Raw genomic sequence first — 17,206 nt, 5'->3', positions numbered from 1 at the left:
GATGCTCGCAGACCTGGCTGCCGGCTTACTCCGATCCCGCCCCTTGCCGGAGCGGGATCTACGAAACCCTACTGAGACTCGACGCTAATCAAGTGCGTGGCAGGGGAGGGCCGGGGTGGGGTTGCTTGTGCTTTAGCGAATGGTCAAATTCCGCCAGATAACTTCAAGCACATCATCGGTGTGCAGCAACACTTCATCATTCCAGAAACGCAACACCCGAAAGCCGCGTGCTTCAAGCGCACGCGTCCTGGCTTCGTCATATTCAAGAGCATCAAGATGCTGACCGCCATCGATCTCAACCACCAGCTTGGCGGGCAGGCAGACAAAGTCGACGATATAACCGGCGATCGGAAATTGGCGGCGGAATTTGCAGGCCGCAAGATTTCTTTGTCGAAGATGCCGCCAAAGGTGACGTTCCGCATCCGTGCTCGCCCGTCGCAGCTGACGAGCGCGCTTCCATTTTTCTTTCATCGTCGCAATGGTGTGGGCTGGTCGCGAGGTTGTTTTACCCCACCCCAGCCCTCCCCTGCAGGCAGGGGAGGGAGTCGCATCGCGTAGGAAGGTAGCTTACTTCACCGTCAATGCAACGGCATCTGCACCCCGAACATGATCGTCTGGTTGTTCTGGTTGCTGCTGTCGATCTGGTCGTCGTATTCCAGCCGTATCATCGTGCCTCCGCGGTATTGCCAATTAACGCCGAAGCCGATCAGGAAATGATTGCGCGCCAGCCGATCGACCGCAGCGCGGTAATACGGACCGGAGAGCAAGTCCGCATAGCTCATCGTCGCCTCGCTGGCACTCTGGAAGTCGTGGCCGTATTCCAGCCGCAGCTGGGGTATGACCACGCTGTCGTCACGCTTAAAGGTATAGCCGGAAAGCAGGCCGACGCTGCTGGTGCTGGTACTCACCGTCTGGTTTTGATAATGCAGCGCGTAAATCGCATCGCCATGCTCGGTATAGCTGTTCAGTTGCCCATGCGCGAGGTCAATGCGACCGTAGGGCGAGATTCTCCATGCGTCCGGACTCCACAAGTAACCCGCCGAGAATGATCCGAACCACTGCGTGCCGTTACGGTGGCCATTGACCCTGTTGCCGTCGATGGTGATCTGCCGCTGCGTGTCGAACGAAAGCCATTGATAGCCCAGCACGCCATCCACAAAGGTAGACGTGCCCGGGTTGTAGCTCGCATACATCACTAGGCTGTAGCTGTCTGCGTCGTTGCGGCTGTCACCATGGTTGATAACGGTATCGTTATGCCCGTAGCCGAAGCCGCCGCCCATCGCAAACGATGAGGTGATGCGCTTGTCGATGCCCGCGCTCACGCCACTGGTGTTGAAGCCGAAGCCGCTCATGCTTTCGCTCGAGCTGCGCGAACCGAAGTTGATCGCACCGCCGGTCCAGAGCCCATAGCCGTCTGGCAAGGTCGATGAGGTCGAGCTGGTGGGGGCGGCAGGTTGCTGTGGATCTGCCCAATAGCGACGGTTGATGTTCGTTGGCATGTTCTGCATCTGACGCATCTGCTGTTGGAACTGCATGCTGTCGGAACTGAAACTCAGGCCGTTCTGGAAGCCTTCGCCGCCGCCGTTGTGCAGCACTTCCAGGCGCTGCTGGAAGTTATCGATCTGGCCCAGCGCGAAGCTGCGAGTGGCATCCACTTGCGCCGCAAGCATGCCCGTCACCGTCGGGTCTTTGGAGGGGTCGGGCCGCGCCGACACCGCGATACTTACGGTGGCCGGCGTCGAAACGGCATACGCGTTGCTCAGGGTGAACGTCACGACGGCTGTGCCGCTGAAAGTCGGCGTGCCCGTAAACGTCAGCTGATAGCCGCCGGATACGGATTGAATCGATGCCGTGCCCGCCGATGCCGGGGAAAGTGACACTAGCGACGCAGCGTTGAACGGGCCGCCCTGCGCACCCTGGGTCAGATTCACCTGCAGTGTGCGGCCAGCCACAATGGTTGCCGTTTGCGCTATCGCCACGGGGATCGGATCGGTGGTAATGGTGACCGTAATCGGCGAAGACACGCCGAAGGGGTTGGTCAGGGTATAGAGCAAGGTCGCCTTGCCCGATGCGCCGGCCGTAGGGGTGAAAATGAGATTGGTCCCCGACACCACCGCCTGGCCCGTCGACGGCTGCTGCACGATCGTTACTGCGGTGTAGGGAGCACCGGTGGCACCCTGCGTGGCGTTGATCGTCAACGGCTGGTTGTTCAACGTGGTCACGCTTTGCGCCGGTGCGGTAGGTACGGCCAGTGGCGTCACGGTGATGGTTACTGTTGCTGCTGCTGACGTGCCCCCCGGTCCAGTGGCAGTGTAGGTGAGCATATCCGTACCGAAGAAGTTGCTGTTCGGCGTGTACAAGATATTCAAGCCGCTGACGCTGGCAGTGCCGTGCGAGGGCGTGCTGGCGATTGCTACGCTGCTGATGGGGCCGCCAGTGTCCACCGATGTCACTGCAATCGTTACCGCCTGATTCGCCGGCGTGGTCGCCGTGTCGTTGCCGGCGATCGGCACGGCTTGCCGCACGCTCACCGTATAGCTCTGCGAGGCTGTGAAGTTGTTGCCGTCCTTGGCGGTGACGGTAAACGAGAATGTGCCATTCGCCGTCGGAGTGCCCGATAGCAGGCCTGCGTTGCTCAACGCAAGGCCGCCGGGCAAGCTGCCCCCGGTGACCGTGTAGGTATAGCCACCAGCACCACCGCTGGCGCTCAGTTGTTGGCTATAGGCTACGGCTTGCTGTGGATTGGGCAGACTGGTCGGTGCAATCGTCAGGGTTGGTGCGTTGATGGTAAGCGAGTAACTGCGTGTTGCCGTGAACGGTGCACCGGTACCGGAGCTGCTGTCGGTGGCGGTGATCGAGAACGTGTAGGACCCGGCTACGGTCGGGGTTCCCGACAAGGCCCCGGCGCTGCTCAAGGTGACCCCCGTTGGTAGGGTCCCCGATGTCACGCTGTAGTGATAAGGCGCGGTGCCGCCGCTGGCAGTAAAGCTTTGGGCATAAGCGCTTTCCGCCGTGGCCGTCGGCAAGCTTGATGAGGTCGGGTTCAGGCTCAGCGTCGGCCCGGCGATTGTCAGCGTATACGACTGGCTGCCGGTAAAGCTGTTCGCATCCGTGGCGGTCACGGTGACGTTGAATGCACCGGCTGCAGTGGGTGTGCCGCTCAGAGCACCACTGCTGCTTAGCGTCAGGCCGGCTGGCAATGCTCCCGAGGTGACGCTGAAGCTGTAAGGCCCGATGCCACCACTCGCGCTCAGTTGCGCGGAATAGCTTGCGCTGACCGCACCACTGCTGAGTGTGGTGGGCGTCAGCGTGATCGAGCTGCTGTTGACGGTGAGGCTGTAATTGGCGGTGGTCGAGAACGGCGCACCGGTACCGGTGGAGCTATCGGTCATGGTGACCGCAAAACTGAAATGACCGGTCTGCGTGGATGTGCCGGAAAGGACACCGCTGTTGGATAAGCTCAAGCCGGCAGGCAAGCTGCCGCTGCTCACGTGGAAGGTATAAGGCGAGGTACCGCCGCTGCCGCTGAAGCTTTGCGAATACGCGGTGGCATATGTGGCAGTGAACGCGGTGTTGTTGCCGGGGGTGATGGACAAGCTCGCCGCATTCACCTGCACGGTGTAATTGAAGTTGTGCGTATACGGCCCGGTCCCGCCGCTGCTGTCGGTGACCTGCACCGTAATCGGGAAGGAACCGGCTTGCGAGGGCGTTCCCGACAAGGTGGCCGTGCTCGAATTCCAGTTCATGCCAGCGGGCAGGGTACCGCTTTCCGCGTAGATGTAAGGAGAGGTGCCACTGCCAGCACTGAAACTTTGCGTATACGACACGCCAATGGTTGCAGCAGGGATTGTTGCGGGCGACAACGAAAGGGTGGGTGCATTGATGGTGACGCTGGCATAGCTTTGCGTGGCGGTGCTGCTGGCCGCGTCGGTCACTTTCACCGTGAATGAATACGATCCGCCTGCCGTGGGGGTGCCGGAAAGCGTGCCGTTGCTGTTGAGTGTCAAGCCAGCCGGCAAGCTGCCGGCATTGGGCGAGAAGGTATAGGGTGCATTGCCGTTGCTGGCGCTGATCACCTGACTGTAGCTCGTGCCTACCGTGCCGTTGGGCAAGGAAGTGGGACTGATCACCGGCGTCGATGCGGTTACCGACAAGCTGTACGCCGTGCTTCCGGTGTAAGGCCCGGTACCGGTACTGCTATCCGTGGCGGCGATGGTAAAGCTGTAATTGCCGTAGACCGTCGGCGTGCCGCTCAATACACCGGCGCTGGTGAGCGCAACACCCGCGGGCAGAGTGCCGCTGATCACGGTATAGGTATACGTCGCGGTTCCTCCGCTAGCGGTAATCGTCTGGCTGTAGGCGCTGTTTTGCGTGGCGGTCGTCAAGCTCGATGGCGATACCGTGATGATTGGCGGATTGATCGCCACCGCGGTATACGTCCTGGTGGCGGTGCTGCTGGCCGCATCCGTCACCGTGACCGTAAAGGTGTAATTGCCGCCGGCCGTGGGCGTGCCTGAGAGCACGCCGCTGCTGCTGAGGCTGATTCCCGCTGGCAGCGAGCCTGCGCTGATCGAGAAGGTATAGGGCGCGTTGCCGTTGCTGGCGCTGATCGTCTGGCTGTAGCTGACTCCCACCGTACCGTTGGCCACGCTCACCGTGGTGATGGTGGGCGTGGTGCCGGCGACCGACAAAATGTACGCTTGGCTTCCGGTGTAATGCCCGGTACCTGTGCTGCTGTCCGTGGCAGTGATGGTAAAGGTGGAGCTGCCGTAGCCTGTGGGCGTGCCGCTCAATACACCTGAGCTGGAGAGCGCAAGGCCTGCTGGTAGGCCGCCGCTGGTCACGGCGTAGGTATACGTAGAGGTGCCTCCGCTAGCCGTGATCGTTTGGCTGTAGGCGCTGTTTTGCGTGGCGCCCGGCAAGCTCGATGGCGATAGCGTGATGGTTGGCGGGTTGATCGTCACAGCCGTATACGTTCTGGTTGCGGTGTTGCTTGCCGCATCTGTCACCATCACCGTGAAGGTGAAACTGCCGCCGGCCGTGGGTGTGCCCGATATGACACCGCTGCTGCTGAGGCTGATTCCCGCAGGCAGCGAGCCTGCGCTGATCGAGAAGGTGTACGGCGCGAGTCCGCCGCTGGCGCTGAGGGTCTGGTTGTAGCTGACCCCTACCGTACCGTTGGCCACACTCGCCGTGGTGATGGTGGGCGGGGAGGCGGTGATCGCCAAGCTGTACGCCCGGCTTCCGGTGTAAGGCCCGCCACCTGTACTGCTATCCGTGGCAGTAATGGTGAAGTTGGCAGTGGTGCTGCCCGTCGGCGTACCGCTCAATACACCGGAGCTGGAGAGCGCCATGCCAGCGGGAAGACTGCCGCTGGTCACCGCATAGGTATATGTCCCGGTGCCGCCGCTAGCGGTGATGGTCTGGCTGTAGGCGCTGTATTGCGTAGCGCCGGGCAAGCTTGTGGGCGACAGCGTTATGGTCGGCGCATTGACGGTGAAGCCGGAATAGGTCTGGGTGGCCGTGTTGCTGCTGGCGTCTGTGACGTGCACCGTGAACGAAAACGTGCCGCCCGCCGTGGGCGTACCCGATATCACGCCGCTGCTGCTGAGGCTCAATCCTGCAGGCAGCGCGCCTGCGCTGATCGAGTAGGTATACGGCGCCGTGCCGCCACTGGCGGTGACCGATTGGCTATAGGCAACACCGACCGTGCCGCTGGGCAGGCTGGTGGGGGAAATGGTGACGCTTGGGTTGGCGACAGTGAAGGAATAATTTTGGGAAATAGAAACGATACCGTCCGATAATGTGACGGTGAAGGGGAAGCTACCGGCTGTTGTGGGCGTGCCGGACAATACACCGCTGGTGGTGTTGAGGGATAAACCAGGCGGCAAGGTCGTATGAGTAAAGGTATAGCTGGAGACGGTGCCACCGGCACCGGAGATGGTCTGGTTATACGCACTGCCTACTGTGGCATTGGGAAGACTGGCCGTGCTGATGCGCAGGATACTGATGGTTTCCGTGTGGGTATGAGTCTGACCAAAGGCATCCGCCCAGGTATAGGTATCACTTGTGGCAGGGTCGGTCCCATTGTTTGTGTAGGTTAGAAATTCATCGCCATTGCCCACATTGGTGGCGGTGCCATGCGCGGTATTGACTGTATCGCTGCCCGAGGTGTAGGTATCAGGGACAAACGCCGGAAAGAACGTGCCTACGCTGCTTAAACCGGGACACTGGTAGGTGTCGAGCGTGGCAGAACCGCCTGCCGGCACCTCGAAAGACGAAGGACAGCCGGTCAAATTGGTCTGGGCCTGTGCTGTCAGCGGCATCCAGGTAAGCGCAGCAAGCCAAAGCGCCAGCAGCAGTCTGCACAAGGCGGAGGTGATCCGAATGGAGCCGATGGCTGCCGCAGTGAAATGGTTCGCGCGGTCATCTTGCGCACGCCTGTTCGCCCGCAGGTCGGCGAGACCCGGCGACAGCAACCATGCGAAGCCCCAAAAACCGTAATCTGTTGCACGATGGCGCAAGAAAACGCCATCCTTGGATAGCCGATGCAGCTTCATCACTCTTCCCCTGTTTGCTGCGCACCTTTACAAAAGGCCGGCAGCGAGCGATAAACATACAGCTTTCAGATGTGACGCGTGTCACAGTCAGTGTGGCACGGGCGCACTTTAGCACTACCTGGGCGCGTTGCGTCATGACCGGTTTCGCACACCGCCGGCTTTGGGGCAGGAGTAGCCCGGGTCCCACCACCCAGCCATAAGGGGTTTACGATGTCCGACTACTTTCTTGGGCAGATCATGCTGACCGGCTTTGGCTTTCCGCCACGCGGCTTCGCCCAATGCAACGGCCAGCTGCTGCCGATCAACCAGAACACGGCGCTTTTTTCTCTTTTAGGCACCCAGTTTGGCGGTAACGGCACGAGCAATTTCGCCTTGCCCGACCTGCGGGGGCGCGCACCCGTGAGTGCAGGGGCGTCGGCGGACGGCGCTTGGCAACCGGCGCCCTATTCGATAGGCGAGCAAATGGGGGTAGAAACGGTGACTCTCTTGACGGCCAATCTACCCCAGCACAACCACAACGTGGCGACGAGTACGCAAAACGGTGCCAGCCGTGTTGCCACCAATTCGGTCTATGGCGCATTTCCCAACGAGGCACTGTATGCCAGCGCCGCATCGGGGTTGTCAGCCCTGAATCCGGCACAGGTGCAAAACGCCGGCGGCAACCAGCCGCACGACAATATGCAGCCCTATCTGGCGATCAACTTCAATATCGCGTTGAACGGCATCTTTCCCGCCCGCGGCTGATTCGAACCTAAGAAACGAGGTGATCCATGAGCATTCCCTTCGTTGGCGAAATCCGTCTGTTCGGGTTTCCGCGCATTCCTACCGGCTGGCTACCCTGCGATGGCAGCCTGCAACCCATTTCTTTGTACGAACCCCTGTACGCGCTGATCGGCACCACCTACGGCGGCAACGGCCAAACCACCTTTGCCGTCCCTGACCTGCGCGGCCGCGTGCCCTTGCATCAAGGCACGGGCAACGGATTGAGCCCGCGTCCCCTGGGACAGGTCGCGGGGACCGAGGCCGTCACCGTCATCAGCACGCAAATGCCGCAGCACACCCATATTGCGCATGCTTCGACCAGCGCGGCCAGCACTACCACGCCCGCAGCAACCCTGGTGCCGGGAACGCTGGCCGGTACCGATACCATGTATTCCGCTGATTTGACCGGGGCGGGCACCTTTACGATGGCGAACAATGCGGTGAGTTTTACCGGTGGCAATCTGCCGCACGACAACACCATGCCCACCTTGACGGTGTCGTATTGCATCGCCGTCAACGGCATTTTCCCGTCACAACAGTGATCCGAGGTCAGCATCCATGACTCAGCCATATACGGGTGAAATCCAGCTTTTCGGCTTCAACTTCGCGCCGATCAATTGGGCGTTCTGCAATGGAGCCACCCTGAGCGTCTCGCAAAACACCACGCTGTTTTCGCTGCTTGGTACACTCTACGGCGGCAACGGCCAGACCACGTTCCAGCTTCCCAACCTCACTACGCGCGGCGCCTGCAACCAAGGGCAGGGCATAGGCCTGAGCCTGCGCACACAGGGTGAAACCTTTGGCGAAGCCGGCGTAAGCCTGATCAGCAATGAAATGCCTTCGCATAACCATGGCTTCATTGCTTACAACCAGCCCACTGCAGCACAGCGCACGGCAGGCCCGGTAGCCAACAGCGCCTTGCAATTGCCTCACCAGGCCGATCCGTTTCCGGCGCAGGGCACCGTTCCCAACACTACTTTTGCACCGACCATGCTGGGCGTGACCGGCCAGAGTGTGCCGCACGAAAATCGCCAACCGTCCCTTGCCGTCAACTATTGTGTTGCGCTGTACGGCGTCTTTCCGTCATTCGGCTGATGCAGGTAGACGTCGACCTGCCAGTGTTTCCGCTGACGCAGGAGCCACTCCCCGCGTGCGCCTCACTCGGCGCACGCGGCATTCGACTGCGGCGTGCCACGCAACAGGATCTGCCATTCCTTCGGCAACTCTACGGTGAGCTGCGCGCCGAGGAGTTGCGCATGACCGGCTGGCCCGCTTCCGCCTGCGAGGCTTTTCTCGACAGCCAGTTTGCATTGCAACATCGGCATTTCGTGGCCCACTACACCGAGTCTGATTTCATGTTGGTGGAGAGCGGCGATCTGCTCATCGGCCGCTATTACCTGTTGCGGCAAAGCGAATATTTCGCGGTCATCGATATCGCCTTGCTGCCATCGTGGCGTGGGCGCGGCATTGGCAGCGCTTTGCTGCAATGGGCGCAATCCCTAGTGCACGAGAACCAGGCGCGCGGCATCGATCTGCATGTGGACATTCGCAATAGGGGCGCCCATCAGCTTTATGCCCGGCTGGGCTTTGTCGAAATCGAACAGGAACTGCCCTATATCCGTATGCGCTGGAAAGCGGACGATCAGTTGAACACGGCCTGATACAGGAAGCCGTCCCGGTTACGTGCGACGGGCACCAGGAAAATGCCGAATTCGCCAAGGCTGTCGTGGCGCATCTGATAGATTTTCTGCGGAAACACGATCGCTGCGCTGTTGTGGAAGACCAGGGAGAACGGCGCACGCACCATGCCTGGGAGCATGCGCACGGGCATCGGTTTTATTTCCACCAGCAGGAATGGCGTACGGCTCTCACCCACATCGACATGAAACGTTTCGTTCAGATGCGGGGCGAAATCTTCCGCGGACAGGAAACGCATGCTTGACTCCTCCGGTGAGCTTGGAGCGTGCAGTTTCACATAAATGCGCGTGCTGCGTGGCTTGTCGCGCTTGCCCGGAGGTCGACTCTTAAGGGCGCAATATGAACTGCTGCTTTCGCCCCCTGATGGAGAGCCGATGACTTGCCGCAGCGTTGCGGCTATCGTCCCGATCGAAACAGATGCGCGGCGAAAAGGAGCAGCCATGAGCATGATAGGCAAGGTTTTGGCAAGCACGGCGGCCGGCTTGGCCTTGGGTTTTGGCTTGCTGTCGGTCACCACGCCGGCGCAGGCCCAGTACGAACCTCGTTACGACCAAGCCCCGCAGGTGTATTGCGCCAGCAACGATGGCCGCTTCGCGCGCTGCCAGGTGCCCTGGCGCGATGCGGTGCTGCTACAGCAGATGTCGAAGTCGGGCTGCGATCGCGACCGGACCTGGGGCTTCGATCGTTACGGCATCTGGGTTAACGGCGGTTGCCGCGGACAGTTCGGGCCGGCCCGCGGCTGGCCGCCGTATGGCGGCCCAGGGCCGGAACGCCCGCCGGGCAGGAGCGGCTGGGGCAGGCAGCCGGTGCAAGTGCGTTGTGAAAGCCGTGGCGGCAGCTATCAGCTTTGCCCGGTAGATCTGCGCCGTGACGACTCGGTGCGCATCGTCAACCAGTTTTCGAGCGCGGATTGCCGGCAGGGACGGAGCTGGGGCTGGTCGCGCGACGGCATCTGGGTGGATCGCGGCTGCCGCGCCGATTTCGTGATCGAGCGCCGTGATGACGACGATGATTGATAAGACCAGACTCATTCAACCAACCAAAGGGAATTCGTTATGCGCCGCTATCTACTTCTTGGTTTACTCCTCACGAGCATGGCAGTCCATGCCGAAACCTCGCTGCGCGTGGGCGACAAGGTGTTGACCATCGGCGATACCGCCGCACGCGTAACGGAGTTGATGGGGCAGCCGACCGTGCGGACCTTTCTGAATCAGCCCAATGGCGGTCTGCCGAACCAGCAGCTGTCGCCTGGCGAGCAGTGGCAGTACGCGCAGGACGGCAAGACCGTCGTCGTGACCATCGTCAACGGCAAGGTCACGGATTTCGAGACGCAATACCACTGACGTGCCGGTCCCGACGCTCGTTACGGAACGGCTGATCCTACGAGGCATCACCGAAGCGGATGCCGAACCGTACGAGCGTCATTTTGTCGACTATGAGGTAATTCGACATCTCTCGGCCGAAGTGCCATGGCCGTTTCCGGCCGGCGGGGTGGGTGCTTTCATTCGCGATCGAATCGTACCCGTGCAAGGGCAGGACCGATGGGTGTGGGGCTTGCACCGCCAGGGCGTCGACGGTGTGATCGGGGCCATCGACCTGCGCCGCTATGGGGAGCGGAAAAACCGCGGGTTTTGGCTGGGCCGCGAATTCTGGGGCAAGGGCTATATGACCGAGGCGGTCATTCGCGTGAACGATTTTGCGTTCGACGAGCTCGGCTTCGAACGGCTGGTGTTTGCCAATGCGGTGGGCAATGAGCGGTCGCGCAACGTCAAGCTGCGGACGGGAGCCAGGCTGGTCGGGGTGGCGCCGGGGGCATTTGTGGACCCTGCTTATACGCGGCAGGAGATTTGGGAGTTGACCAAGGAGCAGTGGCTGGCTTGGCGCGGTCGCTGACAGAACCAGCGATATCAACTGTGGCAGGTAGGCTGGGATGACAATCCCAACATCGCGCGGGTTGCAAGCATGGCAATGCTGGGTTTACACCCCAGCCTACTAAAGGTGTCGTGGGCTCAACCCCCTTCCACCCCCGTCCGGAACCCGCCATAGTGTGTCGGCGTGGAAACGCATCGTAGGGGGAATGCCAGGGATGAAGGGGGAGCACGCCAGGCTCGGCGTGCACATAAAACACCGCTTTTCATCCGGCACGTTCCGCCCGGGGCGCGATGGCGGCTGTCCGGCTGTAGGCGGGCAGTGCACGCAAGAAGCTGCAACGAAGTCACCGCTAGCAAGGAGAGGTAAGCGTGAACGTGATCTACCCGGCCGGCCCGGCCCAAGTCCCTGAGGGATTCACCCGCCCAAGCGGCACCTATATGCGCCATGCCTGGATGGCAGTGGGCGCCTTGCTGCTGTTCATGGCGTTGTATTTCGCACTGGCGGCATGGTTTGTCTACAACGGTATCGCCGAACTCGGCCGAGCTGCCGGCGATGGCGGCTTTCTGGCCGCGCTGGTGGGCGTGGGCAGCCTGTTCCTGGCGTTCTTTCTGATCAAGGCGCTGTTCTTCATCAAGAAGGGCGCGCAAAACGATGGCATCGAATTGACCCGTGCGGACCAGCCCAGTCTGTTCGCCTTTCTCGATCGCATCGCGGACGAAGCCGGTGCGCCACGGCCGCACAAGGTCTATGCCAGCGGGCGCGTCAATGCCGCCGTCTCCTACGATCTGTCACTGCTCAATCTGCTGTTCCCTTCGCGCAAGAATCTGGAGATCGGCCTGGGGCTGGTCAACATGCTGAACCTGGGCGAGTTCAAAGCCGTCTGTGCGCATGAATTCGGCCACTTCGGCCAGCGTTCCATGGCCGTGGGCCGCTGGGTCTATACCGCTCAGCAGGTTGCCGCGCACATCGTAACGAGGCGTGATGCGCTGGACTCATTCCTGCGCGGGCTGTCGCGCCTGGATATCCGCATCGCCTGGATCGGCTGGCTGCTGGGCATCGTGATCTGGGCCCTGCGTGTGATCGTCGATGCCGGGTTCCGGCTGGTCGTGCTGGCGCAGCGCGCCCTTGCGCGCGAAATGGAGTTGCAGGCCGACCTGGTCGCGGTGTCGCTCACCGGCAGCGATGCGCTGGTGCACGCGCTGCATCGGCTGCGGATGGCGGACGATGCCTGGGATCGCAGCCTGAATTTTTTACGCGGCGAAGTGGGAGCGAAGCGTCCGCCGCGTGACATCTTCGCTGTGCAGGAGGCCTTGGCCGATCGCTTGGGGCTGATCTACAACGATCCGGGCTATGCCAGGCGCCCGCAGCTGCCGGCCGAAGGCGGTGCTGCATTTCGCGTGTTCGAAAGCGAGCTGGCGCAGCCTCCGCGCATGTGGTCCACCCATCCGATGAACCATGAGCGCGAAAGCAATGCCAAGCGCACGTATCTGTTTGCACCGGCTGACGAACGCAGTGCCTGGTCGATCTTCGAGCACGAACAAGGCTTGCGCGAGCGGATGACGCATGAGCTGGCCGGGAAGCCGGCAGAGCCGACGGTAGAACTGGACGAGACCCTGAAGCGGCTGGATGAGCAGTTCGCGCGCGAACACTTGAAACCGGATTACCGCGGCATCTACCTGGGCATGTCCGCTGTGCGGCATGCATCCAGCCCGGGCGAGCTGTATTACGAAAATGCCGTGCCGCGCTTGCCGCTGTCGCTGGAGGATTTGTATCCGCAACGCATCGGCGAAGAACTCGACCGCTTGCAGGCGCTCGATCGCGAACACGCCTTGCTATGCTCGTTGCGTGATCGGGTCTACGATGCGCCGGACGGCGTGATCCGGCATCGTGGCCGCATCCTGAAGCGCAGCCAGCTCCCCGCCGTGATCGCCGAAGTAGAAAAGGAGCACACCGGCGTGCGTGCGAGCCTGCACTCGACGTTGCGGCGCGTACGCAGCTTGCACCTGAAAGTGGCAGCAACGCTTGCGCCGGCGTGGCGCGATTACCTGCTGGGCAGCTTGCATGTGCTGCACTACGCCGACCATGCAGAGGCAAACTTGCGCGATGCTCAAGCCGCGCTCGCCAAGGATTACCGCCAGGCTGCCGCACGAGGCAGCATCAACGAAAACGGAGTTCGTCGCATCCTGGCCGGTGCGAGCGACGTGCACCGCGCCATCAGCCGGATATTCAATGAAGCCGCCACGGTGAAGCCCGGTGCAAGAATCCTGGCCCGCCTGGGCGCGTCGAGCTGGCCGCAGGCGCTCGGCAATTACGGCTTGCGCGCACCGGAGCGCGCGAACATCAATGAATGGCTACGCCACATCGACGGCTGGATCAATCACACCGCCAACTGGCTCTCGGCGCTGCGCCGTACCACGCTGGACGAACTGCTGGCGGTGGAGGCATCGATTGCCGCGGCAACACGCGACGCAGCGCTCGGCGAGGCGCCCGCCGACATGCCTTCTGCCCACGACGAGTACCCCACGCTGGTACCCGGCAGCGAGCGCGGGCAGCAGATCAAGCAGGGTTTCCGGCAGCGCTTTGAGAGCGTCGGCGATCGCATTTCCGGCGTTGGCAAAGCGTCCGCTGCCCTGGCCATCGTCGGCTCCGTGCTGGCATTCGGCTGGCTGCACGAAAGCACCGATGTCACCGTATACAATCCGTTGGATCGCGCTGTGGTGGCGAAGGTGGATGGCCACCGGGTGAACTTGCAGCCGCATCAGCATGCGGACATTTCGCTGCGCGGCGAAGGCCAGGTCGAAGTGGATGCGCAGACGGACGACGGCGAGCCGATCGAGCATTTCTCCGCGCCGGTCGATCGTTCCGATGACAAGATCATCTACACCGTGGCAGCGGCCGCTCCGTTGCACTCATGGATGGCTTCGTACGGCTCCGCGCCCAGGACGACAGCATCGTTGTTGTCGCCGCAACGCTGGCAGGTGGTGCATGCGGATTTCGTGTTCACGCAGCCACCGCACAGCATTCAGACCAACTCGGGGCAGGGCGTACGCACCGTGCTCGATGGCTTGGATGCGGCACCGCCGGAGTTCTATGCCGACCAGGTGCACGATCAGCGCGCCGTCGCGCAGATGATGCTGGCGCATGTGAGGTTCGACAAACCCGATTCCATCAACCTGTGGAGCTGGTTGGAGCTGGCGCGCAGCATGCCCGGCTTCGATCAGGCTTTTGCCGAGCGGCGCAAGCATTTTCCGTTCGATGTGCTCGCCATGCGACTGGAGCAGGATCACGCCATAGGCGCCACGTACGAGGAGATTTGCGCGCGTGATCAGTCGCTCGCCCAGGCTTCGCCAGAGCAGCCCGACCTGGCCTATGCGGCGACGCGTTGCCTGGCGCCGGGTCCCGCGCAGGACCGCAAGTTTGCCGAAGGTGCGCAGCGCTGGCCGCATTCGCCCTGGTTCGCCATGGCGAGCGCCTTTGCCGAGGCTCAGCAGCAGCACTACCCGCAGGCGCTTGAGCTTTATACGAGAGCCACCAACCAAAGCCTTGCGTTGCGCAATTCAATCGCTACCGAAGTCGTGCGTCTATCGCGCCTGGTCGATCCGGCGGGCACCATGCAACGGCAATCGCAACTCGCTGCCGTGTCGCCCGCGCTGGCCAACCTGCTGCTGTTGGAGCCGGGATCGGCCATGCAGGACGATCCTCAGTATCGTGCGCTGTCCCTGCTCTCGGACGGCCGCTTGGACAATGCGCTGACGACATCCGCGCACACCCCGATGGAAGGACATGTGTTGCGCATGGTCGCCGCTTCGCAGGGCGCTTCCGCTGTGCTGCGTGCACGTGCCGCCGCGTTGCCCAAAGGGGTTGGTGTCGATCAGGAGACAGTATGGTTGGCACTCGCGCAGGGGGGCGACGCCAACGACCCTGCCGTTGCCAAGGTGCTGGAGCGCCTGGAAGCGGGATATGGCAGGGAAGGGCATGCCTGGATGGAAAGCATGCAGCGCTTCGTGGAATTCGCGCGGCGCGGTGACGCGGCGAATGCCGAGCGTGCCTTGACCGGCGTGCCGATGGAAATGCGCGCGCAGGCTTATGTGGCCGGTATCTATCTGCTTGGACCGATGGCGCCGGACGCATGGCGGCATTTTGCGCGGGCGATCCTGTTTGCGGGAGAACGGCCGTTTTTGGGGTGAGTTTCTCCATCACACTCCACTAGGGGGATGAGCATGTTTTTCAACCAAGCAGGCGCTTTCATGTTCGCGGCCGGTCTCGCCTGCTTCGGCGCGGCGGGCATGGCTCGAGCTGAAACAGCCATTACGCCTGATGTCCTGCACAGCCCCGAACGCGCAACAGCCATGGTTTCGACCGGCCAGCAGGACGCCTATCGCAAGCTCATTCGGGCCTACACCCAGGAGGAGGCCGCGCATCCGAAGGATGCCGGCCTGGTCCTGGCGCGCTGCCGTTTCATCCAAACCTTCTCGTATAGCGAAGAAATCAGCTGGGCCGATGCGGCACTGGATGATTTTGAGAGCTGCAAGAAGGAGCTCGAAACGCGTTATTCGAGCGACGCCGAAGCCAGCCTGTTCATGGCGGACCAGCACGAGGGCAAGGATGCGGTCAGCTTCGCCCGCAGCCTGTTGCCGGCCAGCAGTCATTGGACTTTGCCGCAGCGTGCAAGACTCCACGCTGTTCTTGCGCGCGCCTACAGTGCGGCGAACCAGAAGAATCCCGCCGGCCAGGAAGCGTTGGCCGCGGTGCAGTTGGATCCAGGCAGCGATCAGCTGGTGAGCGCACTGCGCTACCTGGCGACCAGCGGGCGTACCGGCGAGGCCGAAGCGTTGCTGGCCAGGACGCCGGTCGATCCATCGCGCTGGAAAGAATGGTCGCGGGTGAGTTTTGCCGCGGACAGCCTGAGCCCGGCTGCAGCGCTTGCCGAATTGCAGCGTGCGGGAAAATCAGAGGGGCCATTCAATGACTGGCTGGCCGCACGCATCTACCTGCGCGCAGGAAAGACCGCGGAAGCCGTCAAGGCGCTTGCGCGCGCAGGGAGCTGTTCCTGCGACGAGACGGTCCAACAGTTTCAGACGCGCCTGAACGTGGCCGTTGCTGCGGGGGATGGCAAGACCGCTTCGGTCGCGCTGCAGGCATGGTTCACCAAGACGGGCATTACCGGCCCGCTGCTGTTTGCGTACGGCAACCTGTTGCGGCACGAACCTTCCCAATTGTTCTCGTCCACGCTGCTGCACCTGGCGCTTTCCATGCTTGCGCTAATGCTGGTGCTGGCTTATGTCCCGAGCCTGATCGCGTTTCCGGCGCATTACCGCGGCACCGTCCGCGCACGCCTGAACAAATCGACCGTACCGCTGTTTGAGCGCGTCGGGTTGCGGCAGTTGTGGATCGCCTTCGGCGTCTTCCTCATCGTGTCGGTGCTGGTGCCTCTTCTGGGCGGCGGCAGTTCCTTGCAGGCGTTGGCGACGAACAAGCTGCTGTCGAACGACGAGCAAGCCACCATCGCCGCCCTTCAATTGAGCGCGATGCTGCTGGGTGGCGTGCTCCTGGCGCCGATCGCATGGTGCTTTTCGAGGCGTGAATGGCTGGGCCGCCGCGGCTTGATCACGGCGATCGTCATCGCGGTGCTGTGGACACTTGTGAAAGCGCTTTGGATCTGGAGTACATGGCATGCAGGACAGCATGGCGCGCTCACCGGGGGTAACTTGCACGATCGCACGATAGCCATGCTGGCACTGGCTTTTGCGCGTATGGGCGGACCGGCATTCGCCTTTCTGGTCATAGCGGTAGCCGTTCCCATCTACGAGGAACTGATTTTCAGGGGCTGCCTGCTGGGCGGGCTGACGAGGCATATCAGCTTTGGCTGGGCCAATATCTGGCAGGCCCTGCTGTTCGCCGTGATGCATAACGACATGCCGCACTTTCTGTTCTATTTTCTGTTGGGCCTGTCGGGTGGCTGGCTGGCACGACAGACGCGCGGTCTCGCCGCACCCATTGCCCTGCATGCGGCGAACAACGCCGTAGCTTGCGCGGCGATGCTGCTGAGCGGGTGATCAACGGAGTCGTCGGAGAAGTTGGATCGCATGGCGATCCAGGGAGAGTTGCGCGTTTTGTTGGTTGCGGGTCTGCCCCCAAACGCCCCGGTTTTAGTCATTGCCTGATTGCTGAATTTCGTATCTGGCTACATTGCCTGCGGCGCTTTCGGTCGCAAGCGACCGAGTCACTTTTCTTTGCTGGCCCAAAGAAAAGTAACGGCGGTCTCTAAACTCAAGTGCAACACCCCCGTAAGGAACGGTCTTGGGCAAGCACTA

Annotated in this window: 12 protein-coding genes; 9 read left to right on the top strand and 3 right to left on the bottom strand. The window is 61.9% G+C overall.

The annotated features are described in order from the left end of the window. Positions 1-132: 132 nt before the first annotated feature. Positions 133-471, bottom strand: a complete 339-nt coding sequence (locus EKH80_RS22995) for an endonuclease domain-containing protein (RefSeq protein WP_126687143.1) — start codon at positions 469-471, stop codon at positions 133-135. Between the two features lie 107 nt (positions 472-578). Then, on the bottom strand, positions 579-6,560 hold the full coding sequence (locus tag EKH80_RS22990; protein ID WP_126687142.1) for a putative Ig domain-containing protein: 5,982 nt from the start codon (positions 6,558-6,560) through the stop codon (positions 579-581). A gap of 210 nt (positions 6,561-6,770) precedes the next feature. Between EKH80_RS22990 and EKH80_RS22985 the strand changes: the two genes are divergently transcribed. The 4 genes from EKH80_RS22985 to EKH80_RS22970 are packed head-to-tail and all read left to right on the top strand — an operon-like array spanning position 6,771 to position 8,983. Next, positions 6,771-7,304: a phage tail protein gene (locus EKH80_RS22985; protein ID WP_126687141.1), complete on the top strand. Its 534-nt coding sequence runs from the start codon at positions 6,771-6,773 to the stop codon at positions 7,302-7,304. A gap of 26 nt (positions 7,305-7,330) precedes the next feature. After that, a complete protein-coding gene (locus EKH80_RS22980) occupies positions 7,331-7,864 on the top strand; it encodes a phage tail protein (RefSeq protein ID WP_126687140.1) in 534 nt (177 codons plus the stop codon). A 16-nt stretch (positions 7,865-7,880) separates the two neighbouring features. After that, positions 7,881-8,417, top strand: coding sequence for a phage tail protein (locus EKH80_RS22975; RefSeq protein ID WP_126687139.1), 537 nt, complete (start codon positions 7,881-7,883; stop codon positions 8,415-8,417). Beyond that, positions 8,417-8,983: a GNAT family N-acetyltransferase gene (locus EKH80_RS22970; RefSeq protein WP_230473895.1), complete on the top strand. Its 567-nt coding sequence runs from the start codon at positions 8,417-8,419 to the stop codon at positions 8,981-8,983. Before EKH80_RS22975 ends, EKH80_RS22970 begins: the two co-directional genes overlap by 1 nt. Here the strand turns inward: EKH80_RS22970 and EKH80_RS22965 are convergent. Further along, a complete protein-coding gene (locus tag EKH80_RS22965; protein ID WP_126687138.1) occupies positions 8,965-9,258 on the bottom strand; it encodes a DUF6916 family protein in 294 nt (97 codons plus the stop codon). The genes EKH80_RS22970 and EKH80_RS22965 overlap by 19 nt on opposite strands. A 202-nt stretch (positions 9,259-9,460) precedes the next feature. Here EKH80_RS22965 and EKH80_RS22960 point away from each other — a divergent pair, with 202 nt between their 5' ends. The 5 genes from EKH80_RS22960 (at position 9,461) to EKH80_RS22940 (ending at position 16,948) form a co-directional block, all read left to right on the top strand. After that, the gene (locus EKH80_RS22960; RefSeq protein ID WP_126687137.1) at positions 9,461-10,036 is read left to right on the top strand and encodes a DUF3011 domain-containing protein; all 576 of its coding nucleotides are present in this window, start codon (positions 9,461-9,463) and stop codon (positions 10,034-10,036) included. Between the two features lie 78 nt (positions 10,037-10,114). Further along, complete coding sequence (locus EKH80_RS22955) at positions 10,115-10,363, top strand: DUF2845 domain-containing protein (protein ID WP_230473894.1); 249 nt, start codon at positions 10,115-10,117, stop codon at positions 10,361-10,363. A gap of 1 nt (position 10,364) precedes the next feature. After that, a complete protein-coding gene (locus EKH80_RS22950) occupies positions 10,365-10,913 on the top strand; it encodes a GNAT family N-acetyltransferase (protein WP_158628929.1) in 549 nt (182 codons plus the stop codon). A 347-nt stretch (positions 10,914-11,260) separates the two neighbouring features. Continuing rightward, positions 11,261-15,079 (top strand): M48 family metallopeptidase, encoded by a 3,819-nt coding sequence (locus EKH80_RS22945; protein WP_126687134.1) that lies wholly within the window; start codon positions 11,261-11,263, stop codon positions 15,077-15,079. Positions 15,080-15,112: 33 nt separating this feature from the next. Beyond that, positions 15,113-16,948 carry a type II CAAX endopeptidase family protein gene (locus EKH80_RS22940; RefSeq protein ID WP_158628928.1) on the top strand — a complete coding sequence of 612 codons (1,836 nt, stop codon included), beginning with the start codon at positions 15,113-15,115 and terminating at the stop codon, positions 16,946-16,948. Positions 16,949-17,206 lie beyond the last annotated feature (258 nt).

The organism is Dyella choica (assembly GCF_003977665.1).
GTDB lineage: Bacteria > Pseudomonadota > Gammaproteobacteria > Xanthomonadales > Rhodanobacteraceae > Dyella_B > Dyella_B choica.
The sequence above is the reverse complement of the archived record's forward strand: the minus strand, read 5'-3'. Positions and strand labels throughout refer to the sequence as shown.